25 protein-coding genes and 1 other RNA gene are annotated in these 26,330 nt (G+C 42.8%); 5 read left to right on the top strand and 21 right to left on the bottom strand.

All coding sequences use genetic code 11. The features are described 5' to 3' along the window. Positions 1 to 18: 18 nt before the first annotated feature. The 3 genes from IQ19_RS05740 to IQ19_RS05730 all read right to left on the bottom strand — a co-directional run bounded on the left by IQ19_RS05740 (position 19) and on the right by IQ19_RS05730 (position 2,549). Positions 19 to 720 carry an amino acid ABC transporter permease gene (locus tag IQ19_RS05740; protein WP_144541164.1) on the bottom strand — a complete coding sequence of 234 codons (702 nt, stop codon included), beginning with the start codon at positions 718 to 720 and terminating at the stop codon, positions 19 to 21. Further along, the gene (locus IQ19_RS05735; protein ID WP_144540876.1) at positions 707 to 1,537 is read right to left on the bottom strand and encodes an amino acid ABC transporter substrate-binding protein; all 831 of its coding nucleotides are present in this window, start codon (positions 1,535 to 1,537) and stop codon (positions 707 to 709) included. The genes IQ19_RS05740 and IQ19_RS05735 overlap by 14 nt, the downstream gene beginning before the upstream one ends. 187 nt (positions 1,538 to 1,724) lie before the next feature. Then, positions 1,725 to 2,549 carry a DUF2935 domain-containing protein gene (locus IQ19_RS05730; RefSeq protein ID WP_144540874.1) on the bottom strand — a complete coding sequence of 275 codons (825 nt, stop codon included), beginning with the start codon at positions 2,547 to 2,549 and terminating at the stop codon, positions 1,725 to 1,727. Between the two features lie 133 nt (positions 2,550 to 2,682). Here IQ19_RS05730 and IQ19_RS28920 point away from each other — a divergent pair, with 133 nt between their 5' ends. Then, a complete protein-coding gene (locus IQ19_RS28920; protein WP_277875282.1) occupies positions 2,683 to 2,814 on the top strand; it encodes a hypothetical protein in 132 nt (43 codons plus the stop codon). Positions 2,815 to 2,850: 36 nt separating this feature from the next. On the opposite strand, the gene IQ19_RS05725 is transcribed toward IQ19_RS28920, so the two are convergent. The 7 genes from IQ19_RS05725 to IQ19_RS05690 all read right to left on the bottom strand — a co-directional run bounded on the left by IQ19_RS05725 (position 2,851) and on the right by IQ19_RS05690 (position 8,441). Next, a complete protein-coding gene (locus tag IQ19_RS05725) occupies positions 2,851 to 3,063 on the bottom strand; it encodes a hypothetical protein (protein ID WP_144540872.1) in 213 nt (70 codons plus the stop codon). A gap of 105 nt (positions 3,064 to 3,168) precedes the next feature. Then, positions 3,169 to 3,747, bottom strand: coding sequence for a peptide deformylase (gene def, locus IQ19_RS05720; protein ID WP_144540870.1), 579 nt, complete (start codon positions 3,745 to 3,747; stop codon positions 3,169 to 3,171). Then, a complete protein-coding gene (locus tag IQ19_RS05715) occupies positions 3,740 to 3,931 on the bottom strand; it encodes a helix-turn-helix transcriptional regulator (protein WP_144541162.1) in 192 nt (63 codons plus the stop codon). Before IQ19_RS05715 ends, def begins: the two co-directional genes overlap by 8 nt. Before the next feature lie 256 nt (positions 3,932 to 4,187). Beyond that, complete coding sequence (locus tag IQ19_RS05710) at positions 4,188 to 5,546, bottom strand: DUF4179 domain-containing protein (protein ID WP_144540868.1); 1,359 nt, start codon at positions 5,544 to 5,546, stop codon at positions 4,188 to 4,190. Beyond that, positions 5,539 to 6,060: a sigma-70 family RNA polymerase sigma factor gene (locus tag IQ19_RS05705; protein WP_242020907.1), complete on the bottom strand. Its 522-nt coding sequence runs from the start codon at positions 6,058 to 6,060 to the stop codon at positions 5,539 to 5,541. Before IQ19_RS05705 ends, IQ19_RS05710 begins: the two co-directional genes overlap by 8 nt. Positions 6,061 to 6,376: 316 nt before the next feature. Beyond that, the gene (locus tag IQ19_RS05695; RefSeq protein ID WP_144540864.1) at positions 6,377 to 7,867 is read right to left on the bottom strand and encodes a potassium/proton antiporter; all 1,491 of its coding nucleotides are present in this window, start codon (positions 7,865 to 7,867) and stop codon (positions 6,377 to 6,379) included. Positions 7,868 to 7,883: 16 nt separating this feature from the next. Then, a complete protein-coding gene (locus tag IQ19_RS05690; RefSeq protein WP_144540862.1) occupies positions 7,884 to 8,441 on the bottom strand; it encodes a tyrosine-type recombinase/integrase in 558 nt (185 codons plus the stop codon). Positions 8,442 to 8,820: 379 nt separating this feature from the next. On the opposite strand from IQ19_RS05690, the gene liaG reads away from it, so the two are divergent. Then, positions 8,821 to 9,678, top strand: a complete 858-nt coding sequence (liaG, locus tag IQ19_RS05680; protein ID WP_242020906.1) for a LiaG family protein — start codon at positions 8,821 to 8,823, stop codon at positions 9,676 to 9,678. Positions 9,679 to 10,213: 535 nt separating this feature from the next. Here the strand turns inward: liaG and IQ19_RS05675 are convergent. Further along, positions 10,214 to 11,206: an LLM class flavin-dependent oxidoreductase gene (locus tag IQ19_RS05675; protein ID WP_144540860.1), complete on the bottom strand. Its 993-nt coding sequence runs from the start codon at positions 11,204 to 11,206 to the stop codon at positions 10,214 to 10,216. A gap of 142 nt (positions 11,207 to 11,348) precedes the next feature. Here IQ19_RS05675 and IQ19_RS05670 point away from each other — a divergent pair, with 142 nt between their 5' ends. Next, positions 11,349 to 12,065 (top strand): 3-ketoacyl-ACP reductase, encoded by a 717-nt coding sequence (locus IQ19_RS05670; protein ID WP_144540858.1) that lies wholly within the window; start codon positions 11,349 to 11,351, stop codon positions 12,063 to 12,065. A 36-nt stretch (positions 12,066 to 12,101) separates the two neighbouring features. On the opposite strand, the gene IQ19_RS05665 is transcribed toward IQ19_RS05670, so the two are convergent. From IQ19_RS05665 to IQ19_RS05645, 5 genes are all read right to left on the bottom strand, one after another. Next, positions 12,102 to 13,058, bottom strand: coding sequence for a nuclease-related domain-containing protein (locus IQ19_RS05665; RefSeq protein WP_144540856.1), 957 nt, complete (start codon positions 13,056 to 13,058; stop codon positions 12,102 to 12,104). Between the two features lie 225 nt (positions 13,059 to 13,283). Next, on the bottom strand, positions 13,284 to 16,412 hold the full coding sequence (locus tag IQ19_RS05660) for an MMPL family transporter (protein ID WP_144540854.1): 3,129 nt from the start codon (positions 16,410 to 16,412) through the stop codon (positions 13,284 to 13,286). A gap of 3 nt (positions 16,413 to 16,415) precedes the next feature. Next, entirely contained in the window at positions 16,416 to 16,877 is a 462-nt protein-coding gene (locus IQ19_RS05655; protein ID WP_144540852.1) for a MarR family winged helix-turn-helix transcriptional regulator, read from the bottom strand. 159 nt (positions 16,878 to 17,036) lie between these two features. Beyond that, positions 17,037 to 17,672: a DUF4352 domain-containing protein gene (locus IQ19_RS05650; protein ID WP_144540849.1), complete on the bottom strand. Its 636-nt coding sequence runs from the start codon at positions 17,670 to 17,672 to the stop codon at positions 17,037 to 17,039. A 64-nt stretch (positions 17,673 to 17,736) separates the two neighbouring features. Continuing rightward, positions 17,737 to 19,113, bottom strand: a complete 1,377-nt coding sequence (locus IQ19_RS05645; RefSeq protein ID WP_144540846.1) for an alkaline phosphatase — start codon at positions 19,111 to 19,113, stop codon at positions 17,737 to 17,739. 184 nt (positions 19,114 to 19,297) lie between these two features. Between IQ19_RS05645 and IQ19_RS05640 the strand changes: the two genes are divergently transcribed. Both IQ19_RS05640 and IQ19_RS05635 read left to right on the top strand, forming a co-directional pair. Further along, positions 19,298 to 19,837: a flavodoxin family protein gene (locus IQ19_RS05640; protein ID WP_144540843.1), complete on the top strand. Its 540-nt coding sequence runs from the start codon at positions 19,298 to 19,300 to the stop codon at positions 19,835 to 19,837. Between the two features lie 98 nt (positions 19,838 to 19,935). Next, on the top strand, positions 19,936 to 20,871 hold the full coding sequence (locus IQ19_RS05635) for an NADP-dependent oxidoreductase (RefSeq protein ID WP_144540840.1): 936 nt from the start codon (positions 19,936 to 19,938) through the stop codon (positions 20,869 to 20,871). A 13-nt stretch (positions 20,872 to 20,884) separates the two neighbouring features. Here the strand turns inward: IQ19_RS05635 and IQ19_RS05630 are convergent, their stop codons facing one another. The 5 genes from IQ19_RS05630 to IQ19_RS05610 all read right to left on the bottom strand — a co-directional run bounded on the left by IQ19_RS05630 (position 20,885) and on the right by IQ19_RS05610 (position 25,926). After that, positions 20,885 to 21,322, bottom strand: coding sequence for a hypothetical protein (locus IQ19_RS05630; protein WP_144540837.1), 438 nt, complete (start codon positions 21,320 to 21,322; stop codon positions 20,885 to 20,887). 263 nt (positions 21,323 to 21,585) lie between these two features. Beyond that, positions 21,586 to 21,945, bottom strand: a transfer-messenger RNA (tmRNA) gene (gene ssrA / locus IQ19_RS05625). Between the two features lie 215 nt (positions 21,946 to 22,160). After that, positions 22,161 to 22,628 carry an SsrA-binding protein SmpB gene (gene smpB, locus IQ19_RS05620; RefSeq protein WP_144540833.1) on the bottom strand — a complete coding sequence of 156 codons (468 nt, stop codon included), beginning with the start codon at positions 22,626 to 22,628 and terminating at the stop codon, positions 22,161 to 22,163. 189 nt (positions 22,629 to 22,817) lie between these two features. Then, the gene (gene rnr / locus IQ19_RS05615; RefSeq protein WP_144540831.1) at positions 22,818 to 25,142 is read right to left on the bottom strand and encodes a ribonuclease R; all 2,325 of its coding nucleotides are present in this window, start codon (positions 25,140 to 25,142) and stop codon (positions 22,818 to 22,820) included. Between the two features lie 37 nt (positions 25,143 to 25,179). Further along, positions 25,180 to 25,926: an alpha/beta hydrolase gene (locus IQ19_RS05610; RefSeq protein WP_144540828.1), complete on the bottom strand. Its 747-nt coding sequence runs from the start codon at positions 25,924 to 25,926 to the stop codon at positions 25,180 to 25,182. Positions 25,927 to 26,330: the final 404 nt, after the last annotated feature.

Below are 26,330 nucleotides of genomic sequence, written 5' to 3'. Positions count from 1 at the left end.
GCTCCTTGTCTAGCCTTTTCATGAAGAAACATACCGGTCAAGGCGGTTCTCAATCCTTCCCTGCACGACAGAGAGCAAAAAGCAAATGACCCAATAAATGAGGGCAGCCTGCATGTACAGGAGCAAAAATTCATAATTGGTTGCTGCTATTTCCTGTGCTCTTCTGAACATCTCTGTAACCAAGATCATGGAAGCCAGAGATGTATCCTTTACAAGACTGATAAATGTGTTAGAAAGAGGCGGTATCGATACCCTGGATGCCTGCGGAAGAATAATCCTCTTAAGGGTTTGCGGATATGACATTCCAATTGAGTATCCAGCCTCCCATTGCCCTTTGGGAATCGATAATATCGCTGCACGTATGATTTCTGAAGCATATGCCCCTACATTTAACGAAAATCCTATAATAGCAGAAGGGAATGGGTCAATAATGATTCCGATTGTCGGAAGCCCATAAAAGATAATAAAAAGCTGAACAAGCAACGGGGTTCCTCTTACTGCTGATACATACATTCTAGCTACTGTCTGCAGCACCTTATTGCCTGAAATTCGTGCAAGAGCCGTTAAAATCGCCAATGCCAAACCGCACACAAATGAAATCAGCGTTAATGGAATGGTATAAATAATGGCACCTTCAAGTAAAGGCTGGAATGAATTCTTTCCAATCTCCATAAGCCTTGCGACCCTTTCCGGGTCTAAAAAAATACTACTTAAGAACATCTTCGCCAAACCATTTTTCCGAGATTTTTAGATACGTGCCATCCTCAATCATTTCATTTAAGGCTTTGTTAACTTCTTCCACTAATGTGTCGCTTCCCTTTCGGAACATCAAGCCGCTTTGAGAAGCATCTTCAGATTCCGCAACTATTTTAACAGGAGCATCAGGTTTTTGTTTTTTGAAATCTAAAAACGATAAATTATCGTTAATTGTAACATCTGCACGCTTTGAGTTTATTAGCTCAATTGCTTGATTAAATCCTTCCACACCCACAATTTCTGCTCCATTGGACTTTGCAAGATCGGCATAATTACTTGTCATGGATTGGGCAGCTTTTAATCCTTCAATATCTTCAAAGCTCGAAACAGTATTATTGGATTCATGAGTGATCAGTACTGCGGCTGAAGAAATATATGGATCCGAAAAGTCGTACTTTTCCTGACGGTCAGGTCGAATTCCAACTTGGTTTGCAATCATATCAAAACGTTTTGAATCCAAACCGGCAAACATTGCGTCCCATTGCGTTTCCAGGAATACTGGCTCCACATCAAGCCTATTGGCAACTTCCTTCGCAATTTCAACATCAAAACCGGTAAGTTCCCCTTTATCGTCATGGAATGTAAATGGAGGGTAGGTCCCTTCCGTTCCGATTAACAACTTTCCTTCATCCTGAACTTTTGCCCATAAATCCTGGCCTTCCGTTTTTTCTTCTGAAGCATTTTGCTTCTGAGTTTCTGGATTCGCTTTATTTGTTCCACATCCTGAAATTAATAAGACAAAACTAAATAAAATGGCAAAATTGATAAAAAACTTTTTCATTTTGTATACCTCCTATTTCTGATTGGATTAATCAGTATTTATATACTATTATAGGGTTTTTCTTCTGTCAAAGAAAAAATTTCATTACTATTCTTTCCCAAAGAACTTACTTTACTACTTATCTTTTTTGCATCAGAATAAAATAAAACCCTTCTTTTTATAAGAAAGGTTTAGAAAATGCCACTTTTTAATAAGAAGGCTTTTTCAGCGAGCATTTGGAAGCTTCTTCAGCCAGCTCCGGAGCGTAATAACTTAGCTTTTTTATTAAATAGCAAGCTTCCGGAAAATGGTGCTCGAGGAATCTTAACGTCGTTTTATTTAGGATCCTTTTACCGGCATATTTTTCGACAATTCCTTTAATATATTCATTCATTTCAATCACAGCCAGGCCGACATCCCGGGCCAATTCCTGCTGGCGTGCAAATCCTGGCTGGGTGAACCTAAGATATCCCTTCATATGGCGGTTCTGTACCATGAAGCCCTGGAAGATCCGTGTATAGGTTTCTGCCTGCTCCTCTATAAAAACCTCAATCGGATCAATCGAATTTCGCAGCAGGACAATATGACCAAGCTGGTCCTCCAGCCATAAATCCAGCAAGTCAACAAGAGACTGCGGCGGCGGTATTAACCCTTTCGCGTAATAGGTCAGAAGACGTAAGTATTCCTGATTCTCGCTTAATGTACCGTTGAAGTATGTCGGCGAAAGGTTAATATTGATCACATTATTAATCCGTAAATTCTGCAGCTTCCCTTCGAATTGAAAATAGCCGTTTGCAATCGGCCAGATTTCCATCGCCATCGCGATTGCTTCTTGTGAGCCTGGCTCTGAAGAAGCCGGAATTTGGTTCATCCTGGCGCGCAGACTCCGAAAAGCTTGTCTATATTCATCCGCTCTCTTTACGTATTTGCTTTCTGTCGGTGAAAGATGGTCTCTTACAAAAATCGCATGGTCCTCGAGAATTTCCAGCCAAAAGGCATGCTCCTCCCAAGGCGTCAACCCTATTTCATTCATCCTGCTATCCCCCCATAATAATCCTTTTAGATGTATATGCTTTTCGAAAAGGAATCATGAATGGGACAGCCCGGATAAAAAAGGATTGAATTAGAGAAAATAAGGGAGCATTTTTAAAGAAAGGAGAATCAGTATGACGAAAAAATACAACAAAGGCAGCAAAAACCAGAACTCGCCAAGAGGAAACCAATCACCGATAAGCGGAGATAACAGCAAAGGCAATAAGAGAAATAAGGATCAAAACGATAAAACGGATATGGATTAAAAGAAAAACCGGCTTTCAATTGCAAGCCGGTTTTTCCTATTCGTCATCGCCTGTAATTTTAATAGCAGGCGTTTCATTATACAGATATGTCGGAGCCATGTTCTGGTATTTCTCCCTATTATTCATTGCTTCCTGAAGCTTAAGATTGGCGTCCTCTGTTTCCGTTTTGGCGCTCATTTTCGAATGAACATTCTGATCTTCCAGCTTTTCATTCAGTTTTATATTCGTTTCAGCAGTTTTCTCATCCATTTCCGACTCCTCCTTTTTCGTTTTAGTGTGTGATAATTAAGTATTAAATATTTACCACATCTGTATGCCGGTAAAACAAAAAAGCATAGAACGCAGTGTCCTATGCTAAAAGTTTTCCATAACAGAATTTTCCGGAACCTTGAATGGGTCGTTTTTGTCGATTCTGTCATAAAATATGATCCCGTTCAGATGATCGATTTCATGCTGCATAATAATGGATGGGACGCCCTTGAATCGGAGAATCACTTCTTCTCCGTCCAGGTTATAGGCTTTTACCTTAATGCGTTCATAACGCGGTACATAACCTTTAACATCTCGGTCTACAGACAGGCAGCCTTCCCCATCCCGCAGGAAAATCACACCCACTGAGTGGCTGATGATTTTCGGGTTAATCACATAATGTTCCTGCGGCTCGCCTTTTTCATTGGTAAAATACGCTGCAAACATGCGCTTGTTCAGGCCGATTTGGTTTGCAGATAAACCGACCCCCGGGCGCAAGCCATATTTTTTTGCCGTCGCAGGATCCTGGCTGTTTTTCAAATACTGCATCATTGCGATTAAGGTTCCACGGTCCTCTTCAGTAAGCGGTATTGGAACCTCTTTGGTTACCTCGCGCAGAATTGGATCGCCTTCTCGAACAATCTCTTTCATGGTGATTATCGTATTTGCGTCAAATTTACTCATAAATAAATAATTCATCTACCTTTACATTTAATGTTTTGGAAATCTTGAATGCCAGCTCCAGGGTGGGGTCATATTTATCATTTTCAATGCAATTGATCGTTTGCCTGACCACGCTGCACTCATTTGCGAGCATTTCCTGAGTAATCCCCAGCTTTTTCCGCATTTCTTTTATTTTATTCTTCATACTATCACCTTTTTGGGCTGAAACTGTATTTATCGTATCATTTTGGCTGCGGGGATGTCCAATCATTTGGACATTCTTCTTCGTGGAAAAAATTTATCCGCGAAAATTCAGATATATCCGTGAAAAATTAAAAATAACCGCGAAATTTTGATTTTATCCGCGATTTCTTTACAGATATCCGCTAAAATCTCAATATATCCGCGCACGGCTTTTTAGCAAAAAACCAGTGTGATCGCTCACACACACTGGTATAAAATTACTTAACACTCAATTTCACATCACCTTCAATCCAGGCAGGAAAGAAAGAGAGTTCCAATCTTAAAGGATTTTTATAATCGGCTTCCTCTTTTGAAGGGAGTGAGATGCCGACCATCTGCTTATTCTCTTCTTCCCGGTACGACATCCCCCTGTCTCCGAAAATATCTTTTCCTTCAGCATCTTTTATACCGTTAAAAATCATGTAATTAAATTCCTCGCTAGTATCCAGCGTAAACATCAGCATATCGTCTTCCCATCCGACATGGGAGAGCTTCGACCCCTTTGGCTGCTTGAGAATTTCTTTTTTATCCGTGTCAACTAAGACGTAAGCTTCATCCTTATCAACAGCCTGAATCTTATTTATGACCAGGTATAATTCTTTCGGTTCCTTAAAGTAATTGCTTTGGAGGTAAAGAATATCCTCGTTATCGCTGACATGACTGGCTGTTATGCCATTGGAAATCTTCGTCCAGGACTCTCCGTTTTCATCGACCAGGCGGATATCCTGAAACTCAAAGATTTTCTTGCTGTTATTCGGATCATAAGCAAGATGGACCGCTACTCGGAGCGGATACACCGTTATGTCCTTTACCGTAATTTTCTGCCCTTCAAGTGTCACCGTTTCGTTCAATTCAAATGTTTTTTTGACTTTCACAGGCTTTTCAATGGAAAAAGAAAATTGAAACGTTTCATTGAAGTCATCCGTTGTTACTTTTATAGATAGATTAAACTTCTTCGTTACCAGCTTCTCCTGGAAAAATAATTCTAGAGCAGAGGATACTGACCTTCGCGGCTGGTCCTGATATGGTGAATGCGAACCATGACTGGAAGACCCTAAAACAAATTTTGTACCATCTGCTGGTGTTAATTCCACATCTTCAACAAAAAAATTACTCTGCTTCTTTTCTGCTTCCATTGTATAAAAAATGACTAATCCGGTTTCATCTGCAATGACTGAATCCACAGTAACTTTCAAGCCGTTCTTTTCCTCGGTTATGCCTATTTCTTGCAAATAATCATTCTCCACTGCCGACATTAGCCCTTTATCAAAGCGGATCAGATCAACTATTTTTTGCATGCCTGGAAGTTCGGCCACATAATGGGCAAATGCCGGGGATACCCTAATGCTGGTCAGAAAAACAATTGCCAGTACAGCTGCTGCCACACTGGGAAGAAGCCACGGTTTCCTGCGCCGGCGGGGTTTCTTTTCAGTCCTTGAAGGTACTTCCGGTGTCTCTTCCTTTTTTGCTTTTTGGAATCCGGACAAAATAGCTGAATTAATTTTATCCTCTGGAATCGTTAGTTCATCAAAACTTTTCTTCATTTTTGCAAGGCCTTGTTCCTCTTTTTTAAACATGAGACATTCCCCCTTTCTCCTCGAGCTTCTCTCTTAGAGATTTAAGCGCTTTGTTCAGCCAGGTTTTCACGGTTCCTTCCGGACAATCAAGCGTGCCTGCGATATCTTTAATCTTCAGATCATGAAAATATTTAAGTGTCAGGATTTCACGCGAGCGCTCATCAAGAGACTGCATCGCATCCTGTATCTCCATCAAAGAATAATTCTCCGACTTTCCCATTGTCAGGAGTAAATCCTCATTCAAAACCATCCGCTTTTGCATTTTCAATGTATCGTTGCAGTAATTGATCATGATGCGGATCAGCCATGTTTTAAAATAAGAAGCTTCCTTTAATTCCTTAAGCCCTTTATAGGCGCGAAATGTTACTTCCTGAATCGCCTCAATTGCATCTTCCTCATTCCGCAAATAAGAAAGAGCGGTTTTATATAAATCTATTTTTAGCACGCTGATGATTTGCAGAAAGGCCTCATCATCGCCTTCCTTTGCCTTCAGCACAAGCTGATCGATCGCCAAACCGGGGTCCCCCCTTCAATTCTCTCTGTACATTAGACTTACAAAACGGAAAAAAGTTTTATCTATTTTATTTTCTTTTTAAATAAAGGCTGTGTTAAAGCTAATTGTTGATTTTGGCACCCTGTTGATTGGAGCGGAAGGCGCAAGACTCCAGCGGGAGGAGCGTGTCAAAGGGAGACCCCGCAGGCGCGAGTGCGCCGAGGAGGCTCCCGGAACGTCCGCGTTCGCTGAGCTCCTGGAGCGGAAATTAACAGGCACATTTAACAGAGCCTAACTAAAAAAAGACCTGCCCATCACAGACAGATCTTTTACTTGGCTACGCTTCTGCCTCTGCCAGTTCTTCGGGCAGTTTTTTCTTTTTCAGCAGCTGCTTGAGCTCCTTTTTATATTTTCTTTTTGTAAGGATATAAAGAAAGTCACCCTGCTCAATAGTCGTGTTTCCTGTCGGTGTAATGAGCTCATCTTTGCGGATGATGGCATTGACGAGGGCACCTTCAGGGAAAGGAATCTCCAGGAGTGTATGCCCGATAATAACGGCATCTTCTTCTATTTCATATTCGATCATTTCCGCATCAGCCTTGCCCAGGGAAACAAGCTCAAGAGAGTGCATAGGCGTTGCTTTTTCAGGGCCTGAAAGACCAAGTTTTTCAGCAAGGATGGTGATTGTGGACCCCTGGACAAGGGCGCTGGTCAAGACAACGAAAAAGACAACATTGAAAATTTCGTGGCTTCCTTCCACACCCGATAGCAGCGGAAAAGTGGCTAGTACGATTGGTACTGCTCCCTTCAAGCCAGCCCATGATAGAAAAATTAATTCTTTATGAGTGTAGCCCATTTTAATGGTAGAAAGGTAGACTGCTGCAGGTCTGGCAACAAAAATAAGAAGAGCAGAAATGGCAAGACCCTTTAACAATATGTCCGCGTGAAAGAGCTCATCCGGAAAAACAAGAAGCCCGAGAATGACGAACATCGAAATTTGCATCATCCATGCGAAGCCTTCGGTAAAACGAAAGACGGAGTGGCGGTAAGCAATATCCGTATTTCCAATGATAATTCCAGCAACATATACAGCCAAAAGGCCGCTACCACCGAAAAAAGCAGTAATGCCATATGTCAGCATCGCAAAGCCGGTTGCGAATACAGGATAAAGTCCGCTGGAATCCAAATTGATCCTGTTGAGCGCAAAGACAGCCAATTTACCAAACAGCATCCCGAGCAGCAACCCGACGCCCATCTGGATAAAGAAAGAACCTATGAGAGAAAACATGCTGGATTCGGGAATCGTAATTAGTTCAATCATGGCAACTGTCAGGAACACAGCCATGGGATCATTGGATCCTGACTCAGCTTCCAGCGTTGAAGCGATTCTCGGCTTAATATTTTGGCCTTTTAATACGGCGAAAACGGCAGCGGCATCTGTTGAACCGACAATCGCGCCAAACAGAAGGGCAACCACCCAATCCACCCCGAGAATGAACTTGGCAGCGGCTGCAACGAGCCCTGTTGTGATAAGAACTCCAAGGGTTGCCAATGATAAGGAAGGTGCAACAACGGTTCGAACCGTTTTCCAATTTGTCTGCAGCCCGCCCTCAAACAGAATAATGATAAAAGCAAGTACGCCAATCATCTGTGCCAGTCTCGCATTATCAAAATAAATGAAATGCCCCAAAGCCATTCCAACTGCAATAAAGAGAACAAGGGCCGGCACACCAAGGCGCGCGGAGAACTTCGTTGTCAGAACACCGATTATAAAGAGTATGGCAGCCAATAAAATAAGTGCATCAGTTTGCCAAATAAACTCAGCCAATTTAATCACCTTCTTTCTATAGATTTACATCAAGAACAATTGGAATAGAGTGGCGGTCAGATATTCCGAGGTAAGCCAGGGTTTCTGCAGGCGAGGATTGCTGCAGCCTTTTTTGAATCAGGGAAATCGCTATTCCCTTTCGGTAAGCATGCAAGGCAAACGTTTTTCGTAAGGTATGAGTGCCAATAGGACCTTCTATTTCCGCTTCTTTTGCTGCTTCATTTAAAATACGGTAGGCCTGCTGGCGTGTAATCGGCGCATTCGCCTTTCTGGATTTAAATAAGTAATCATCTACTGTAAGGGACCCTTCATCAATCCAGCTTTGGATGGATTGACGGACATTCGGATTTAAATAAACGGGCGGATTATTGTATTGAGCCGAATTAAGAAAGGGAAGAACATGATCGTTCTCATCGAGCACATCCTTGACATGGAGGTTCAAGAGGTCATGGATGCGCATACCGGTGTTTATGCCAAAAAGGAATAAACAGTAGTCCCGGGAAGATCTGCGCCCCAGGTATTTTTTCATCACTTCCAGCTTTTGAATATCTTTAATCGCTTCAACTGACTTCATTAGATCACCCTGTAATGTAACATAAGTTTATTATACTCTATATTATGTAACATTACATTTCATATGCACACTGAACATACACAAAAAAGGACCTGCCCCGAGGCAAATCCGTTAAATCGATTTGGATAGATGGATCATCCCTTCTTCCTGTAAATATTCCTTATATCCGCAGCTTTTATAGAGTGTAACTGCGCTATCCCAGGCATTCATCTCCTGTTTTTTCCTTTTATGATAAAATATAGATTGCGAAAAGAAAATCCTTTTTTACAAGTCTATTAAGCCTCAAGTCTTAGCTGAAATTAAATCTTCGGCTCAATGTGCTCAGCTTAGTATTTTCATAAAATAAACATAAGAAATCTAAAGAATGAAAGCAGGGATTATGTTGAAAAGGACTTTTATGATTTTTATTATCTTGGTCGGCTCCTATCTATTGTTCACTGGCGTCACTAGCTGGATGACATTCGGAGGCGGCGCAACGGAAGCTTCCATTAATGATCGAACGGACTTGATCAGCATCAATGTTTCCGGTTCAGATACAGTGATTATTCCCGAAAAGCGCAGTGATGTCAGCGCTGAGCTTGATGGAAAAGGCAACGTAACAGTAAATAAGTCCGGGAATGAAGTTCATGTGGAATACAAACGCAGATGGCTGGACGGCTTCCAATTTTTCAACAGCAAAAGCAACTTGAAGATCTATATTCCGGAAGATTACAGCAACTCCATGTCGATTAATATTGGATCTGGGCGTTTAGATTTTGCAGGTGAATCTGAGAGCAAACCTTTCGAGCTTGAAAAACTGAATGTCGATATGAGCTCTGGAAAAGTCAGCCTTTCAAATATTAAAGCGGATGAATTTGAGCATGAAGGTTCCTCAGGGATGATGGATGCCGATCATTTAATTACCCGCAGCGGGGAAATTGATATGAGTTCGGGAAGAGTGAATATCCGAAACTACCAAGGAAAACTGGATGCAGAAGTTTCTTCTGGGCAGCTTGATATAATGATTGATAAACTAACTGATTCCGTAAATGTAGAAGCAAGCTCGGGCTTCGTTCGCCTTGATTTGCCTGATGACGCTGACTTTACTTTGAAAGGGAAAGCCAGCAGCGGACATATTATCAGCAAATTTGAATTAGAGGATGAATCCCGCAATAAAAATGACATTTCCGGCAAGCATGGGTCAGGAGAACATGATATTAATGTGTCCGTATCGAGCGGGAAAGCGGAAATTCAATAGAGTGAGTGGTTAGGTATAGCCCGGGGCAGCCGGGCTTTTTTATGTGCTTTATGACAATTAACAGCAGATCCCATGGGAAATAGTCTTATAACTGATATTTTGATAATCGATATCGTATGTGGAGTGAGAAATGATTCTGGGAGGAAAAACCTGCGATTGGGGATAACTTTTGGGAAGTGAACAAGTGGTGGATTATTATGTTGTGGATTACTTTTCGAAAAAGAAGTAAATATGCTGGTTATCCACCAATTGTGGATTATTTTAATTGAAAATACTATTTATTGTGGATAATTTCTGAAAAATTAAAAAAATCATGTGTTAGTTATGCACAATTAGAAAGAATCCTCTAGTTTGGATTACCTTTCCCTCATATGGTGGATAAGTTGTGCATAATTAGATTAGGTTGGATATGCTTAATGAGTTTATAAGTGAAAAAAACCGATTCCTTGCATTTTATAAAATGATACTTATCACCGTGCAGTGGATTACTTGTGCATAAAGAAAAAAGATCCCCGTTGCGGGGATCTTTTTTACGTTAAGCGAAAGCTTCGGACAGAAGTCTGTAGGAATTCAGCTTGTCCTGAAAATCATATATATTGGTGATGACCATGAATTCATCTGTTTGATAGATCTCGCTGAGCAGCTGCAATTCTTCTTTTACCTTTGCAGGAGTGCCGATGATCATCCGCTTGCGGTTTTCAGCTGTTTTTGCTTTTTCCTCCGGTGTCAGAGTGATGCTTTTTGCCTCTGCGGGTGAAATAATCCTCGTATCCTTCCCCTTTTCTACCGCCAGCAGCCACATATCCTGGCTTAATGCCAGCTCTTCCGCCCTTTCCTGCGTTTCGGCACATACGACAAAAATGCACACATTTGCCTTTGGTTTTGATAGGCCGGCTGAGGGGTGGAATTGGCTAAAGTACGTTTCCATAGCTCTTTTTCCGTTGGCAGGAGTTATGAAGTGTCCGTATGTAAATGAGGTTCCGTACTCGGCAGCCAGCCGCGCACCCCGATGCGTTATACCCAGCATCCACATTTGGGCTGGATCTTCCACCTGTGGAAAAGCTTCGACACTCCGATAAGGATGCCCTTCCGGCAGTTTCTTGTATAAAAAATCCTGGAGGTCCTTTACCTGCGTCGGAAATTCGTTCAGGCTTTTTCTTAATCCATCAGTCAGCGCAAGCCGGGTTGATGCAGAGCCTCCGGGTGACCGGCCAATACCGAGATCAATCCTGCCCGGGAAAAGGGTTTCTAGCATATTAAAATTTTCGGCAATTTTATACGGGCTATATTGAGGCAGCAGAACTCCTCCTGAACCTACCCGGATTTTGCTGGTGCTTGACGCAATATGGGAGATGAGGATTTCGGGAGAAGAACCTGCAATGCCATTGGAGTTATGGTGCTCGGCTACCCAGAATCGAGTGTAGCCAAGCTTTTCCGCGATCTGGGCCAGCTTTACCGTTTTGCGGAGAGCACCCCTTGCAGATTCCCCTTTTGTGATGACTGATTGGTCCAATACACTAAGTTTCATGGGCGGCCCTCCTTTTGTTGAAAATGATCTTACCATACGGAGAGCGCTGTTCTCAAATATTCAATTTGAGCAAGCGGTTTATTAGGAAATTTACTTTCTTTTTGGTAGTATTATGAATGATTTTTTTAGAGGAGGAAAAACGATGCATACATTAAAAGGCAAAACAGTACTGATTACCGGAGCTGGGAGAGGAATCGGGCGGGCAACAGCTATTGCGCTTGCAAAAGAGGGTGTTAATATCGGATTACTGGGCCGCACAATTGAAAATCTTGAAAAAGTGGCGGATGAACTAAGCCAGTACGATGTGAACGTTTCAGCGGCTGCGGCAGACGTTGCCGAACTTGAAGCTGTTACTCATGCTGTTGAGCATATTAAATCGGATCTTGGCACTGTGGATATCCTGATTAACAACGCGGGCATTGCCAAATTCGGCGGCTTCCTTGAACTTTCTCCAGAGGAATGGGAAAGTATTATCCAAGTTAATTTAATGGGTGTGTATAATGTTACAAGAGCAGTTCTGCCAGATATGATTGAACAGAAATCCGGCGACATTATCAATATTGCATCCACAGCCGGCCAAAAAGGCGCTCCTGTTACAAGCGCATACAGCGCATCCAAATTTGCCGTTCTTGGCTTAACCGAATCTCTCATGCTTGAAGTGAGAAAACATAATATCCGCGTAAGTGCACTGACTCCAAGCACAGTTGCAACTGACCTTGCGATTGAAACAAACCTGACTGACGGCAACCCTGAAAAAGTGATGCAGCCAGAAGACCTTGCAGAATTTATCGTGGCACAGCTGAAATTGAATCCGCGTGTGTTTGTGAAAACTGCTGGCATGTGGTCGACAAATCCATAAAAAAGTAATGGCAGATCCGGAATGGGTCTGCTTTTTTTAGAGAGTATAGCGTTTGCCTTTATTTTTGCCGGTGGACTCTTTGGCGGCGGAGCGGAGGAGTCTTGATGTTAAGTGGATATCTGAAATGTTGAGGAAATCTCTAACCTCACTACTCGACGCTTCGGAATTGATTAATAGGGAGTAATCTTTTAATGAGGAAAGGTGAGCGTCCTTTGATAGAAGGCTGCAATTTGGGCAATGCCAATTGCCGTAAATTCTTGCAAGAGGAATAAATTCGCAAACCGGGCAATGAATCCCTTTCCGTAATTGCTCCCGAGTTACGTTAAACCTTTCAAGGATTGAATGATCAGCCGCCTCATGTTGCTTTTTTAGCTGACGTATCCATTTTTTTAGTTCCTTTTCAGAAAGCTGATTTTTTAGATATAATTTTTCAAGCTGACGAATTCTTTCAGGAAGATAGTCGCGATGAATCACTTTTTGCGAGAGGCTTTTATATTGGGGTGATGTTCTGATGATTGAACCCGGGTTGCTAATGATAATTAAAGAATGGATAGGAACTGCGGGCAAACGATTAAGCGCCATCCAGTTTTTCAGTTGTGCCTCCTGCCGTTGAACTTGAATAAGCGGGTCTGGAAAAGCTTTTTCAATTCCATTTTTAGTCCGTATCAGCTGGTTGAATTCCTGATCGAAGTATAAGGTTCCAGCTATGTTTTTCACCTCTAGAATTAGAATGAAGTTTTGGGATAGAACCAAAGTGTCGATTTGGAAAAAATGCTTGGAATCTTTAAGCCTTAGGTCGTGTAAAATAAAGTATTTATTCTCCTGAAGAAAGCTTAGTGGATAATCGAGGGAGGTTTCGCCTTTATGGCCAGCCATGGTTTTCGAGAGGTTCTCCTGAATTAAGGGGTATTTTGGATGATTTCGGGGTGTTCTTCTTACTAAAGCCTGCAATTTTTGAATTGAGAGTGAAACTTCTCTCTTTTTTATAATCATTTTACTGCTCCTTTCGTGGATTAGCAGGAGATTTCGCTTTTTAAAGCTGGAAATCCTTCTTATGAGCAGTAAAATTTCATTATATTAGCAAGTTGGATGATTATATTAGCAACTTTCTAATTTTATTAGCAACTTCCCCCTGTTTTTTAGCAACTTCTTTATTTTATTTGCAGCTTGTAATTATTCTAAAAAGAGGTTATCCAACAAGGATAGCCTCTTCCCTCTTTAATTAGCGCTTCTTTTAAACGGCCACCAGTTCGCCTGGCCAAAGTTTTTGACCATGACCGGGATGAAGAGCGGCAGCATGACTAGTGCGTATAGCATGAGTCCGATAAGGACGATGGATGCGATCTGTAATAGTGATAGCATTCCGGATGGCATCATGGCGGCAAATGTTCCGCCAAGGATGACAGCAGCCGAGATGATGACGGTACCCATCTTTTTCATGGATAGCAGCATGGCATCTGCGATTGATAGATCACGATATTCGTTAAAGCGGTCCATTAAGAAAATACTGTAGTCTACGCCAAGCGCAACTAAAATAACAAATGCAAAGAATGGAACCGCCCAGCTGATGCCTGTGTATCCAAGAAGGTTCACGAAAATGGCTTCGTTCATCGCCATGCTCGTATAGTACGTCAAAATCAATGAACCAATAAGGTAAATCGGCATAATAATGGATCTGAAAAGGAACACAAGGATGATGGAAATACCAAGAAGCATCAGCACAACCGTACGGGAGTAATCCTGATCTGACATCGTGCTCAGGTCAGCATTCGTACTGGTTATACCTCCGACTGCCACTACGGCATTTTCAAGTTTTGTTCCTTTTGTTGCTCTTTCCACCGCTTCTTTTATCTCATCGACCTGGCCGATAGCTTCATTGGAATACGGATTAGCTTCCAGCACAACGTCCATTGTCATAACTTTGCGGTCTTCAGACATATAAGTATCGAATACTTGAGCAAACTCTTCATTCTCCAGAACTTCCGGCGGCAAATAGAAACCATCCATATTTTCTGAACTTGATAGACCTGCTAAGTACTCCTGTGCAGAGCCAAGGCCTTCAGATACCTGTTCCAATCCATCCGCACTCTGGCCAAGCCCATCTGTCAGCTGGCTGATTTGCCCGCCCAAGTCTCCAAAGCCGGCAAGGAGCTGTTCCTGACCGCCATTGATTCCAGCTAAACCGTTTGTCAGCTGAGGGAAGCTATTGACGATTTGCCCCTGGCCGTTGGCAAGCTGATTCAAGCCTGCCTGCTGGGCTTCGATTCCCTCAATTAGTTTTTGTAGTCCTGCGGCTAAGTCCTTTTGTCCAGATATGGCATTTTCAAAGTTTGTGTTAGCTGTATCGAGGCCAGCCTGCAATTGTGTTAATCCTTTATTGGCTGCAGTGATTCCTTCAGAAACATTAGACAGCTGCTGCTGGAGACCTGATACCTTCCCCTTGATTCCTTGATACTCTTGATCTTGTTCCAATTCAGGATATTTTCCCTCAATATAGTCATATAACTCCAAATTCGCCTGTTCAATATTAAATACCAGCTGATTCAAGTTTGTCTGGATTTGTTCATAACCTGCAATTAAGTTAGGAATGTTTTCTTCTGCAGATTCATATCCAACTAAAAGCTGCTGGTAGCCTGCTAGAAGTTCTTCCGCTCCTGCTTTCGTCTTAGCCAATCCGGCTTTAATTTCTGCTGAACCTGCAGATCCCTGGCGAATACCGTTTTCAATTTTAGCAAGGTTCGTTTGGATCTCGCCCAATCCGGACTTAATTTCATTTGTACCGGAAATTAGATCATTAATACCTTTTGTGGCACCCTGCAGTTCCGGCTCCGACTTAGCCAGTTCACTGCTTGCTTCATTCAAACCTTCTGAGATTTTATTAAGTCCATCTTTTCCTTCGCCAAGTCCTTCTTCAAGCGTTTCTGCCTGTTTGGCAACAAAGAAGTCTTCTATCGGCTCCCCCGTCGGTCTTGTGAAAGAGCGGACTTTATCAACTAAGTTTACTTTTTCGACTTCACGGCTAATTTTTTCAGCCAGGCCTACATATTCAGCTGAATCCATCGCCTCGTCATTTTTCAAAACGATTTGCGTTGGCATGGATTCCCCTGGGCCAAAGCTATCGGCAATCGCATTAAAAGCCATGATGGAGTTTACATCCCCGCCAATTTCCTCGAGTGAGTTATAAGAGAGTTCTCCATCGTACGTAACCAGGAACGGTAGGCAAACGGCAGCCACGATAAGCAATGCCAGGAATGGGCGTGCCAATGAAAAGCGGCCGACTGTGCCCCAAAGCTTGCTCTCGCCGTGCTCCGCGTTTTTTTTCGATGGCCAGAAAACCTTCTGACCTAATACAGCCATAAAGAAAGGCACAATCGTAAACAGGGCAATCAGAAGAATCGCTACCCCAATAGCAACAGCTGCTGCAGATTGATAAAGGATAAATTGTGAAAAACCAATGGCAGCAAAACCGATCATAACGGCCACACCGCTGAAAAAGACGGTGCGCCCCGCATTGCGGTAAGTTGCTACAATGGCATCTGCTGTGTTTTCGTTATGTGAAAGTTCTTCTTTAAAACGGCTCAGCAGCAAAATGCAATAGTCTGTTCCGATTCCGAACAAAATAGCAACAAGGAAGATCTGAGTATAGTTTGAAATCGGGAAGTCGAGCTTATCGACTAAAAACGAGACAATTGATTGAGAAGCAAGGTAAGTGAACCCTACTGTCAATAATGGAATGACAGGTGCAATGACTGATCTGAATACCAGCAGCAGGACACCCAAAATAAAGACAACGGTGATGCCTTCTGTCTTTTTCAGCCCTTCTTCTGAACTCTTCATCAGATCTTCATTAATAAGCCACTCGCTTGTATAATAGTAATCTACTTTTACATCTTGAATCGCAGAATATAAATCCTCGCGAAGCTCAGTTGGCTCGCGATCATTCCAGCTGACACTGACTGAGGAAAGAATTGATTTTCCGTCCGCTGAAACCAGCTGTTCCTTTAAGCTTTCTTCGTTAAAGTGAGTGAGGATCTCGGTAATGCCAATCTCATCGCTTTTTTCTTCAAGCGTTCGGATTGCTTTTTCCGCTTCTTTTACTTCTGCATCTGTGAGCTTCTTATCATTATGAAAAACAAGTGCGACCTGGGTTTCATCGCCGCCGCCTTCCTGCTTCTGCACTTCTTCCATAATCTCACCGGCAAGGGTAGAAGAATACTCATCAGGAACGGTAATCTGCCCTTTTTCACGGACAAGCTCGGCCATGTTTGGAGCCGCTATAAATAAACCGGCAACAACAGCAATCCAGGCAACAATGACAAGCCATTTTCTTTTAATAATCGTATGCACTCTTTATTCCCCCGCTTTAAAATCTTTGCTTTCTAAAAGGACCTTGTTCAGTTTTTCAAAGGTTTCAATAAACTGCTGAATTTCAGCCTGATCAAATCTCGTAATCAGCGATTCTACAAGCTTATGGATCTTTTCCTCTGTTTTGGCATATAGCTCATTGCCTTTTTCAGTAAGAGTCAGATAGACAACTCTGCGGTCATTTTCATCGCGCGTCCGCTGGATCAGCCCCTTCTCCCACATCCGCGTAATCATCGCGGTAATTGCACTCTTTTTCACATCAAACACTTCCGCAAGCTCGGACGAAGTACAAGAACCCACCTGATTTATGTACCTCAGCGTATAATGCTGATCATTGGTAAGATCACTGCCAATCTGATCCTTCACAAGCGACGCTGCCTTTTTCTCCACCGAAAAAGAAACCGCTATATACCGGTCCACCAGCTCTTTAATATTCGGCACACTCACTTATATATTCACCTCACACTTAAATTATTCTATCATTTAACTGTTCAACTATTTAACTATTAACGTTGTTAACGTTAATGGATAGAGGGATGGTTGTCAATATTTATAAAACTTTCCACCCTAAAAACAAAAAAGACCCCAACACTGGAGCCTCTCCCTTTAAAAATCAATCTTAATATTTTTGGCGTCTTCAATCTTTTTCCCTTCAGTATTGAAGACATCACTTGTAGTAATTTCAATATTGTTCAAGTCGGATTTTTCTATGATAAAGCCAATGTTGCCGGCTTTGGTTTCGTTTGGTTGGATTTCTTCATTTAGTCCATCAAGGTAAATGTCATTTTCCCAGGTGATTTGCTCTCCTTCGCTTGTTTCCAGGATAGCAGCTGGGGCAAAGTTTACTTCTTCATCTGATGTGTTTTTGATTTCTACAAAGACTTTGACAAAATCGAATTCTTCGTCATGGGTCAGGGTATGAAAGTAGTCAACTAAGCTGTAATCTGGTTTTAAATGCATCACTTTGGCTTCCGCGATTTTCATTTCAATTGGACCAATGTTATAGGTTCCATTTACATTTTTAACTTTTTTTAAAGTAATTTCGCCTTTTTCATCCGTATGGGATTGTCCAGCCTTCTCCAGTGGCCGGTCATCCGGAACCTGAGGGTTTGGTGCATAGTTTTTCATTGCTTCATTTTCTGCCGGAGCTTCAGCGCTGACATCTGCAGGCTGTTCCGGTGCGCTTGAGCAGCCCAATAGAACGATAGATAAAAGAGCAATCATTGTTATTAGTTTTTTCATGATGATCCCCCTTCATTAGTTGTAAAGTTCCCGCTGCTCTACGAAAGCAGCGGGAGAATAAAAATTATTTATCTTCAACCTTTACATCGGTCTTCAATAATTCAAAAATTAATTTGGCCTGGTCAGTATTTTCGATTTGTCCTGCAAAGCGTTCACTTGAAGGGCCAAATGCGTAAACAGGTACGTCTTCACCAGTATGGCCGCCTGTTGTCCAGCCAGTATGGGAGCGCTTGTTGAAGATTTCTTCAATGGCATTATCAATATCCGTTGCTTTTTTTGTTTCGGCTGCTTTTTTAACAGATTGGATCTCTTCTGATGTTAATTCAAGATCGATATATTGCTTCAGTGTATCCTCAACACTTGCACCACCGGCAATTTCTTGTGCCATAAAATCAGGTGTACGCTTAGCCGCTTTAATCGGCTCACCGAACCAATTGTAGATGCCGTCAGAACCGATGGAGTAGCCGCCGGTTGAGTGGTCAGCAGTTGCGACAACAAGGGTATGCTTGTCCTTTTTCGCAAAGTCGATTGCTGCTTTGAATGCTTTTTCAAAGTCTTCCATTTCGCTCATTGCTCCAACGATGTCATTATCGTGTCCAGCCCAGTCTACCTGGCTGCCTTCTACCATTAGGAAGAAACCGTCTTGATCCTTGTTCAAACGCTCGATTGCAGATGCAGTCATTTCTTCAAGTGAAGGAATGTCTTCTGTGCGGTCAATCATCTTTGGCAGGCCGCGCTCCGCAAATAAGCCAAGAACCTGTTCATTGTTATCCGCTAATAACTGCTCGCGGTCTGTTACATAGCTGAATCCATCTTTTTTAAACTCTTCTGTAAGGTTTCTGTCATTGCGGACAAATAAATCGGTTCCGCCGCCAAGAAGAACGTCTACCTTATGGTCGCCATTGATCAGTTCATCATAGTAATCATCAGCAATGGCATTCATATTCTTGCGGCTTTCGTCATGTGCGCCGAATGAAGCGGGAGTCGCATGTGTAATTTCAGAAGTGGCAACAAGGCCTGTCGCTTTTCCTTGTTCCTTCGCCGCTTCCAAAACGGTTTTTACTTCAGAGCCATCATTGTCTACTGCAATTGCATTGTTATAAGTTTTAATCCCTGCAGACATCGCTGTTGCTGCTGATGCTGAGTCTGTTACATTTTGTTCCGGGTCCTCCGGGTAAGTCATTTGCTGGCCGACCAGATACTTATCCAGCTCCGTACGCTCCACAAATTTTGTACTAGGGTCGTCTTTCAAATAGCGGTATGCAGACGTATAAGATACGCCCATTCCATCACCGATAAGGAAAATAACATTCTTGATCTCTCTATGATCTGCCTTCCCTTGTGCTTCTGTTTGCTGAACTGTTCCGATCAGCCCGCCAAACGCTACGGCAGAAGCAGCCAGAACAGGAAGTGCTTTTTTTGTTAATTTCTTAAATGTCATTCTATTAACCTCCTGTTTTTCAACTTACAAATTAAAGTATAGGGAGGGAGTGTTAATGGAATATTAATAGAGTGTAAAAATCATATAACCCCTATGTAAAGATCCGGATCTTTTTTTTTGCTTTCATAAAATATTTTGTGTAAAATCCATAAACAAACTTTAGTTTTTAAGGAGAGAATTCTAAATGAAAGTATTGGCTCTGCTCGGCAGTACACGTGAAAACGGCAACTCGGAATATTTAGCGAAAAAGATTACAGAAAATACGGATCATACGCTTGTAAAACTGGCAGACATGCATATCGAACCCATCGTAGATAAGAGGCATGCCAAGGAAGGCTTTTCACCAGTTGATGATGATTATGAGGAGTTAATACAGCACATGTTGACACATGATGTTTTTGTGTTTGCCACGCCTTTATATTGGTATGGCATGAGCGGCCCGATGAAGGATTTTTTTGATCGATGGTCCCAGTATTTAAGGGATGAGCGATTTAATCTGAAAGAAGAACTGGCAAAGAAGAAAGCATATGTGGTGATCACTGGAGGAAGCAGTGCCAAAGTGAAAGGATTGCCGCTTGTCCAGCAATTTCAGTACATATTTGATTTTGTCGGGATGGAATATGCGGACTATATCATAGGAAGCGGAGTAAAGCCGGGAGAGGTAAAGGAAGACACTCTCGCTTTAGCAAAAGCAGAACAATGGAATAAGTTATTTTTAAAATAAAGCAAATCTCTGCCTCCCTTCTCACAGATAGCAAAGCTGATTATCGGGTACCTTAATGCGGTAAAGGATTCAGTACAACGGACAAGGGAGGAGATAAAATGAAAGCCATTATTATTGAACAATATGGCACTGCAGAGGAGTTAAAAGAGCGTAAAGTGCCGATGCCTGAAATGAAGGATAATCAGGTGCTGGTTGAAATGCATGCCACTTCGATCAACCCGATTGATTGGAAGCTTCGGGCTGGATATTTAAAAAACATGCTTCCATTCGAATTCCCGATTATTTTGGGATGGGATGCCGCGGGGGTTATAACCGAGGTTGGGGATAAGGTGACTTCTTTTAAAAAGGGTGACCGTGTTTTTGCCCGCCCTGATACGACTGCTCACGGTACATACGCGGAATATGTTGCTGTGGATGAAAAACTTCTGGCGAAGATGCCTGAGAATGCAAGCTTTGAAGAAGCGGCTTCCATTCCCCTTGCAGGCCTGACAGCATGGCAATGCCTTGTTGATTTTTCCGAGATCAAATCGGGGGATAAAGTCCTTATCCATGCAGGTGCGGGCGGAGTTGGCAGCCTTGCCATTCAAATAGCCAAAAGCTTTGGTGCTCATGTTGCTTCAACTGCCAGCGGAAAAAATAAAGAATTCCTGAAGTCGCTTGGCGTTGACCATTTTATTAATTATCGTGAGGAAGATTTTGAACAGGTACTGGATCATTATGATATCGTTGTTGATACAATGGGCGGAGAGATTCAAAAGAAAAGTATGAATGTGTTGAAAAAAGGCGGAAAGCTTGTTTCCATTGTCTCTCCTCCTGATGAAAATCTCGCTAAGGATAAGGATATCAAAGCAGGCTTCCTCTGGCTTGAGCCAAACGGCAAACAGCTTTCCCAGCTTGGCGAAATGATCGAGAAGGGGAAATTAAAGCCGCTAGTCGGCCATACCTTTCCTTTTACCGAACAAGGATTAAAGGAAGCACATGAGCTAAGTGAATCGCATCATGCAAAAGGGAAAATCGCTATTAAAATTAAATAAAACCAAGGGCCGTCTAGCGTGACGGTCCCTTTTTTATGAAAAATAACGTCAAAATCCATCCATATAACAGATGGCCGAGCAGCCAGAAGGAAAGAGCCGAAACAGAAGTTAATTCAGGGGTGCGATCTGATAAGACGGTTGTTGGGTAAAGCAGGACGCCTATTAAGAAGGAGATGAAAATCGTCCGGAATATAATTTGCTTTTGTGTCCATTGATATTTTTTTATGATAGAAAAAAGGGCGGCCGCTACGATGACAGAGATGATTAAATGGAGTAAAAACTCCAGAGGCTCTGGGAAGCTAAACTCCTTCAGAAGTGGGATATAATCAACATTCAGCAATAAAACATAGACTTTTACTTCCGTAATTACTTCTATAATTTTAAGGAATAAGCCTAGAAAAATACCGGACATACCGCCTGCGATGATTCCTTTGGCTAATTTTTCACCCATGTTTGTTCGTCCCTCCACAAAGAAGACCTTGATAAAGATCAATTTTATAATTCCATTTAATTTGATGAAAGGGTTGGATATGATTTTAGACTTCAAATCATTATTAGACCGCTTTTTATGTAGTTTTTTTAGCGCCTGGCGGCTGCAGATCAAATAAGGCTGGGTCTTCTAAAGAATATAAAAAAGGCGTGACATCTAAAGAAGGTGTCACACCTTAGTAAATGAATTATGTTTTGAAAAGTAAAAACCACCAAATATGTATTTGGTGGAGACGGAGGGAGTCGAACCCTCGTCCAGAAATATCGGCACTTAAGCTTCTACGAGTGTAGTCGATATATTCGCGTTTCGCTGGTCCTTATGCCTATCGACGGGCGTCCGGCCAGCTAGCCTGGTTGTTCTCTTCCTTCATCCTCAGACGGTGGAATCCGGCGTAGCCCACTAAGAGTGAGTCCGCTACCCTACCACATGGGCGATGGAGGGGCGAACCGCTAAAGGCCTATTAGGCAGCTAAAGCGAAGTTGTTTTGTTGTTTGCCAGTTATAGGCTTTGACGTTTTAACGAGGCCGATCCCCTCGACTCGCAACCTAAGCTCGAACTATCCCTGTCGAATCCGTAGCGTCCCCATGATAGAAATGCGTAAGGCGCCCGTTTATCGGCTTATGACCTCGAGCCGATGGTGCCTGGAGCTGGACAGCTTACGATAGGTCTGCGCCGAATCTCATTCTGCACGCTGACGTTCGGAAAAGCTCGAAATAGATGAGCTAAAGATTGTGTCACTTGCTGTGACAATTACTATTATAACACATTGAGCTTGTTTTTCAATTGTAAGGTTCTGGATTTACATTTTCTGCCTTTCACGAAAAGCACGCTCCACTTCACGCTTGGCTTCTTTTTTCTTCAGATCCTCTCGTTTGTCATATTTCTTTTTACCCTTTGCAAGGCCTAATAAAACTTTTGCATAGCCGTTTTTCAGATACATTTTTAATGGTACAAGCGAATAGCCAATTTCTTTTGAATCGCCGATCAGCTTGTTGATTTCTTTTCTGTGAAGAAGCAGCTTTCTTGTCCGGAGCGGATCATGGTTATAGCGGTTCCCCTGCTCATATGGGCTGACATGCATGCCGAATAGATAGATTTCGTTGTTTTGAATCCTTGCATATGAATCCTTTAGGTTAACCTTGCCGGCGCGGATTGATTTAATCTCTGTTCCCTGGAGAACAATGCCCGCTTCGTAAGTTTCTTCTATTGAGTAGTCATGATATGCTTTTTTATTTTGCGCAACCAGTTTGCCAGTACCTTTTGGCATGATGAATCCCCCTTTGCTCCTCTTTCCTGTCTGAAATAGTTATCTTTATATTAAAATTGTCGGCAGGAAAAATGCAGCATCCGCTCATTAACGGTCCCTCTATTATAGCAAATTTCCCGGATCCTCTCAATGATGAACCCTGCCGGGATGGGAAAGGAGAGCCCTTTAAAAAGGCCCTCCATTTTCGCTTTACCGCTTCTTTTTCTTCCTCTTTGCTTTTGGTGCATTTTCGTAATGCTTTTTCTCTTTTTTCTTTCTAGGTCCGCCTGAACTGTTTCCTCTGCCCTGGTCAGACTTTCCTTTGCGCGGCTTTTTCTCGGTGCTGCCTGTTTTGAAGACCTTCGGCGCATCTCTTGGTTCCCTTCTGCGGGTTCCCTTCATGCCGACGATTTCAAAATCGATGGAGCGTTCATCTTTGTTAACATTGACCACACGGACAGTGATCTCGTCTCCAATCCGGAATACATTGCCTGTGCGCTCGCCAATCATGGCCATCTGCCGCTCGTCATAGCGGTAATAGTCATCTGTCATGTAGCTGACATGGATCAGACCTTCAATTGTATTTGGAAGCTCGACGAACATTCCAAAGTTCGTTACGGAGCTGATAATACCGTCGTATTCCTGGCCAATTTTATCAGCCATATATTCCGCTTTCTTCAGCTCATCCGTTTCACGCTCAGCTTCAACCGCACGCCGCTCCATATTGGATGAATGCTCTGCAATATCCGGAAGTGAAGCGTTCCATTTTTCCCTGGTCGCCTGATCCAGCTTTCCTTCAATTAAATACGTGCGGATTAAACGATGGACAATTAAATCCGGATAACGGCGAATTGGCGATGTGAAGTGTGTGTAAAACTCTGTTGATAGCCCGAAGTGTCCCAGGCTCTCTTCATAATATTTGGCCTGCTGCATGGAACGCAGCATAACCGTTGATATTACCATTTCTTCTGGCTTGCCCTGGACTTCTTCAATGATTTCCTGAAGGGCGCGCGGATGAACAGAATTGGCTGTTCCCTTTACGATATAGCCGAAGTTTGTGATAAACTCGAAAAATCTTCTTAGCTTATCTTCTTTCGGATCTTCATGGATCCGGTAAATGAACGGTACGTCCATCCAGTGGAAATGCTCAGCAACCGCTTCATTCGCCGCCAGCATGAACTCTTCAATAAGGCGTTCTGCAATCGAGCGTTCACGCAGTGCGACATCTGTCGGATTTCCTTCTTCATCCACAATCACTTTTGCTTCTTTGAAGTCAAAATCAATAGCTCCGCGGTTCATTCTCTTTTTACGTAAAATCAGAGAAAGCTCCTTCATCAGCTGGAACATTGGCACAAGAGATTCGTACCTGTTGATAAGTTCTTCATCTTCGTCTTCCAGAATCTTATTAACATCTGAATAAGTCATTCGCTCAGTTGTTTTAATTACACTCTGGAAAATTTCATGTTTCACAACTTCCCCGTCCGATGTAATTTCCATCTCACATGAAAGAGTGAGGCGATCCACTTTCGGGTTCAAGGAGCAAATGCCATTAGAAAGGCGATGAGGAATCATCGGGATAACCCGATCTACTAAATAAACACTCGTTGCCCTATCTACTGCTTCCCGGTCAATCGGCGAATCCTCGCGTACATAATACGTAACATCGGCAATATGGACGCCAAGCTTGTAATTTCCGTTATCAAGCTTTTTAACCATAACGGCATCGTCAAGGTCTTTCGCATCGGCACCGTCAATAGTTACAATGACTTCATTTCTTAAGTCACGGCGGTTTTCAAGCTCACTGGGATCAATCGTATCCGGCGTCTCTTCGGCCTGCTTAAGCACTTCTTCCGGAAACTCAAGCGGAAGGCCATGCTTGTGGATAACAGACAGAATATCCACACCTGGGTCATTTTTATGCCCAAGGATGTCGATAACTTCTCCTTCTGCACTTTTGCGCCCTTCCGGATAAGTGGTCAATTTTACAACGACCTTATGCCCTTCCACAGCACCCTTTGATGCTGCTTTCGGGATAAAAATGTCGCTGGCAAACTTTTTATCATCTGGAATGACAAAGCCAAAATGCTTGCTTTCCGTATACGTTCCGACAATTTGTGTAACACCGCGCTCCAGGATACGGACAATTGTACCTTCTCTTCGCTGCCCTGAGCTTTCTGATGTAACCCGAGCAAGAACTGTATCGCCGTTCAGCGCATTATTTGTTTCATTCGGCGGGATAAAAATATCATCCATCCCCGGCTCTTCCGGGATCACAAAGGCGAATCCCTTTGCATGTCCAGAAAGCCTGCCGCGGATGAGATTCATTTTTTCCGGCAAGCCGTAGCGGTTGCTTCGGGTTCTAACCACAAGCCCTTTCTCTTCCATTACAACAAGCGCTTTGACGAAATCCTTGAATCCGGTTGAATCCTCGATTCCGAATGCAGCTTCTAGCTCCTGCACCGTCAAAGGCTTATAAGCCTCATCCTTCATATAATGGAGCAGCTTGTCGATCAGCTGTTGAATATTATTTTCCATTTCATCATCCCTCCTTAAGGAGATTTTGTCTTTTCTTTTATTCTTCCCAATCCAGCTTTTCTAAAAACTGATAAACATCTTCTTCGAGCTGATTACGTTCTTTATCCAGCGTAATGACATGGCCGGACTCCTCATACCACTTCAGCTGTTTTAAATCATTTTCGACTTCATTAAAAATGATATTGGCGCTGTCCGTGTTGATCATATGGTCATGACGCGCCTGAACGACAAACGTCGGCGAATAGATCATATCCACATGATTGCGTACATCCGCTATCAGTTCCTGGAGGGCTTTCAGCGTTTTCATTGGCGTTTTTTCAAATTCCGCCATTTCCTGTTCAATCTGCTCAGATGACTTTCCTTCCAGTCTTTTATATTCTCTTGCGTAGCTCAGAATTCCTTTATACATGACCTCTTCGCTCTTTATGTACATAGGTGCGCACATCGGAATGATACCCTTTATAGGTACAGTGTAACCCAATTTAAGGGAAAATACGCCGCCAAGGGAAAGACCTGCAACTGCAATCTCCTTATGCCCCTTGTTTTTTAAAAACTCATACCCTTCCATGACGTCCTTCCACCAATCTTCCGGCCCTGTGTGGACAAGCTCCTCCGGTGGAACGCCATGGCCTTTAAATAGCGGCGCATGGCAGGTATAGCCCTTTGTTTCAAGGAACCTTCCCATCATTCTCACATCCGCAGTATTACCTGTAAAACCGTGCAGCAGCAGGACTGCCCTTTTTCCATTTCCAAACGTAAACGGCTTTGGCGCTACAATCTTCATATTTCAAACTCCTTTTACCTATATAATTCCTATAATTTTCATAATCAAACGTTTGATTGAAACTGCATTCCTTATTTTTAGCAAACAAAGAAGCAACATGCTAATAAAAAGCTTTATATGTAAAATAAAACTGGTTTTGCCTGATCCGGACACCACATTCTTATAAAAATGGCTGTGTTAAACGCTCAATGTTGATTTTTAGCACCCTGTTGATTGGAGCGGAAGGTGCGAGACTCCTGCGGGAGAAGCGTGTCAGCGGGAGACCCCGCAGACGCGAATGCGTCGAAGAGGCTCCCGGACCGCCCGCGGTTCGCTGAGTGCCTGGAGCGGAAATCAACAGGCAAGTTTAACAGAGCCATAAAAATAAAAAGCCTGACCTTTTGAAAGGCCAGGCGCTGAGTTCA

Source organism: Cytobacillus oceanisediminis (genome assembly GCF_007830235.1).
GTDB classification, from domain to species: Bacteria; Bacillota; Bacilli; order Bacillales; family Cytobacillaceae; genus Cytobacillus; species Cytobacillus oceanisediminis.
The sequence above is the reverse complement of the archived record's forward strand: the minus strand, read 5'-3'. Positions and strand labels throughout refer to the sequence as shown.

Bases quoted from the DNA above. Each gene is read 5' to 3' on its own strand.
- IQ19_RS05740 (WP_144541164.1), bottom strand. From the start codon at position 720: ATGTTCTTAAGTAGTATTTTTTTAGACCCGGAAAGGGTCGCAAGGCTT.
- IQ19_RS05735 (WP_144540876.1), bottom strand. From the start codon at position 1,537: ATGAAAAAGTTTTTTATCAATTTTGCCATTTTATTTAGTTTTGTCTTA.
- IQ19_RS05730 (WP_144540874.1), bottom strand. From the start codon at position 2,549: ATGAATGAAATAGGGTTGACGCCTTGGGAGGAGCATGCCTTTTGGCTG.
- IQ19_RS28920 (WP_277875282.1), top strand. From the start codon at position 2,683: ATGACGAAAAAATACAACAAAGGCAGCAAAAACCAGAACTCGCCAAGA.
- IQ19_RS05725 (WP_144540872.1), bottom strand. From the start codon at position 3,063: ATGGATGAGAAAACTGCTGAAACGAATATAAAACTGAATGAAAAGCTG.
- def (WP_144540870.1), bottom strand. From the start codon at position 3,747: ATGAGTAAATTTGACGCAAATACGATAATCACCATGAAAGAGATTGTT.
- IQ19_RS05715 (WP_144541162.1), bottom strand. From the start codon at position 3,931: ATGAAGAATAAAATAAAAGAAATGCGGAAAAAGCTGGGGATTACTCAG.
- IQ19_RS05710 (WP_144540868.1), bottom strand. From the start codon at position 5,546: ATGTTTAAAAAAGAGGAACAAGGCCTTGCAAAAATGAAGAAAAGTTTT.
- IQ19_RS05690 (WP_144540862.1), bottom strand. From the start codon at position 8,441: ATGAAGTCAGTTGAAGCGATTAAAGATATTCAAAAGCTGGAAGTGATG.
- liaG (WP_242020906.1), top strand. From the start codon at position 8,821: ATGTTGAAAAGGACTTTTATGATTTTTATTATCTTGGTCGGCTCCTAT.
- IQ19_RS05675 (WP_144540860.1), bottom strand. From the start codon at position 11,206: ATGAAACTTAGTGTATTGGACCAATCAGTCATCACAAAAGGGGAATCT.
- IQ19_RS05670 (WP_144540858.1), top strand. From the start codon at position 11,349: ATGCATACATTAAAAGGCAAAACAGTACTGATTACCGGAGCTGGGAGA.
- IQ19_RS05665 (WP_144540856.1), bottom strand. From the start codon at position 13,058: ATGATTATAAAAAAGAGAGAAGTTTCACTCTCAATTCAAAAATTGCAG.
- IQ19_RS05650 (WP_144540849.1), bottom strand. From the start codon at position 17,672: ATGAAAAAACTAATAACAATGATTGCTCTTTTATCTATCGTTCTATTG.
- IQ19_RS05645 (WP_144540846.1), bottom strand. From the start codon at position 19,113: ATGACATTTAAGAAATTAACAAAAAAAGCACTTCCTGTTCTGGCTGCT.
- IQ19_RS05640 (WP_144540843.1), top strand. From the start codon at position 19,298: ATGAAAGTATTGGCTCTGCTCGGCAGTACACGTGAAAACGGCAACTCG.
- IQ19_RS05635 (WP_144540840.1), top strand. From the start codon at position 19,936: ATGAAAGCCATTATTATTGAACAATATGGCACTGCAGAGGAGTTAAAA.
- IQ19_RS05630 (WP_144540837.1), bottom strand. From the start codon at position 21,322: ATGGGTGAAAAATTAGCCAAAGGAATCATCGCAGGCGGTATGTCCGGT.
- smpB (WP_144540833.1), bottom strand. From the start codon at position 22,628: ATGCCAAAAGGTACTGGCAAACTGGTTGCGCAAAATAAAAAAGCATAT.
- rnr (WP_144540831.1), bottom strand. From the start codon at position 25,142: ATGGAAAATAATATTCAACAGCTGATCGACAAGCTGCTCCATTATATG.
- IQ19_RS05610 (WP_144540828.1), bottom strand. From the start codon at position 25,926: ATGAAGATTGTAGCGCCAAAGCCGTTTACGTTTGGAAATGGAAAAAGG.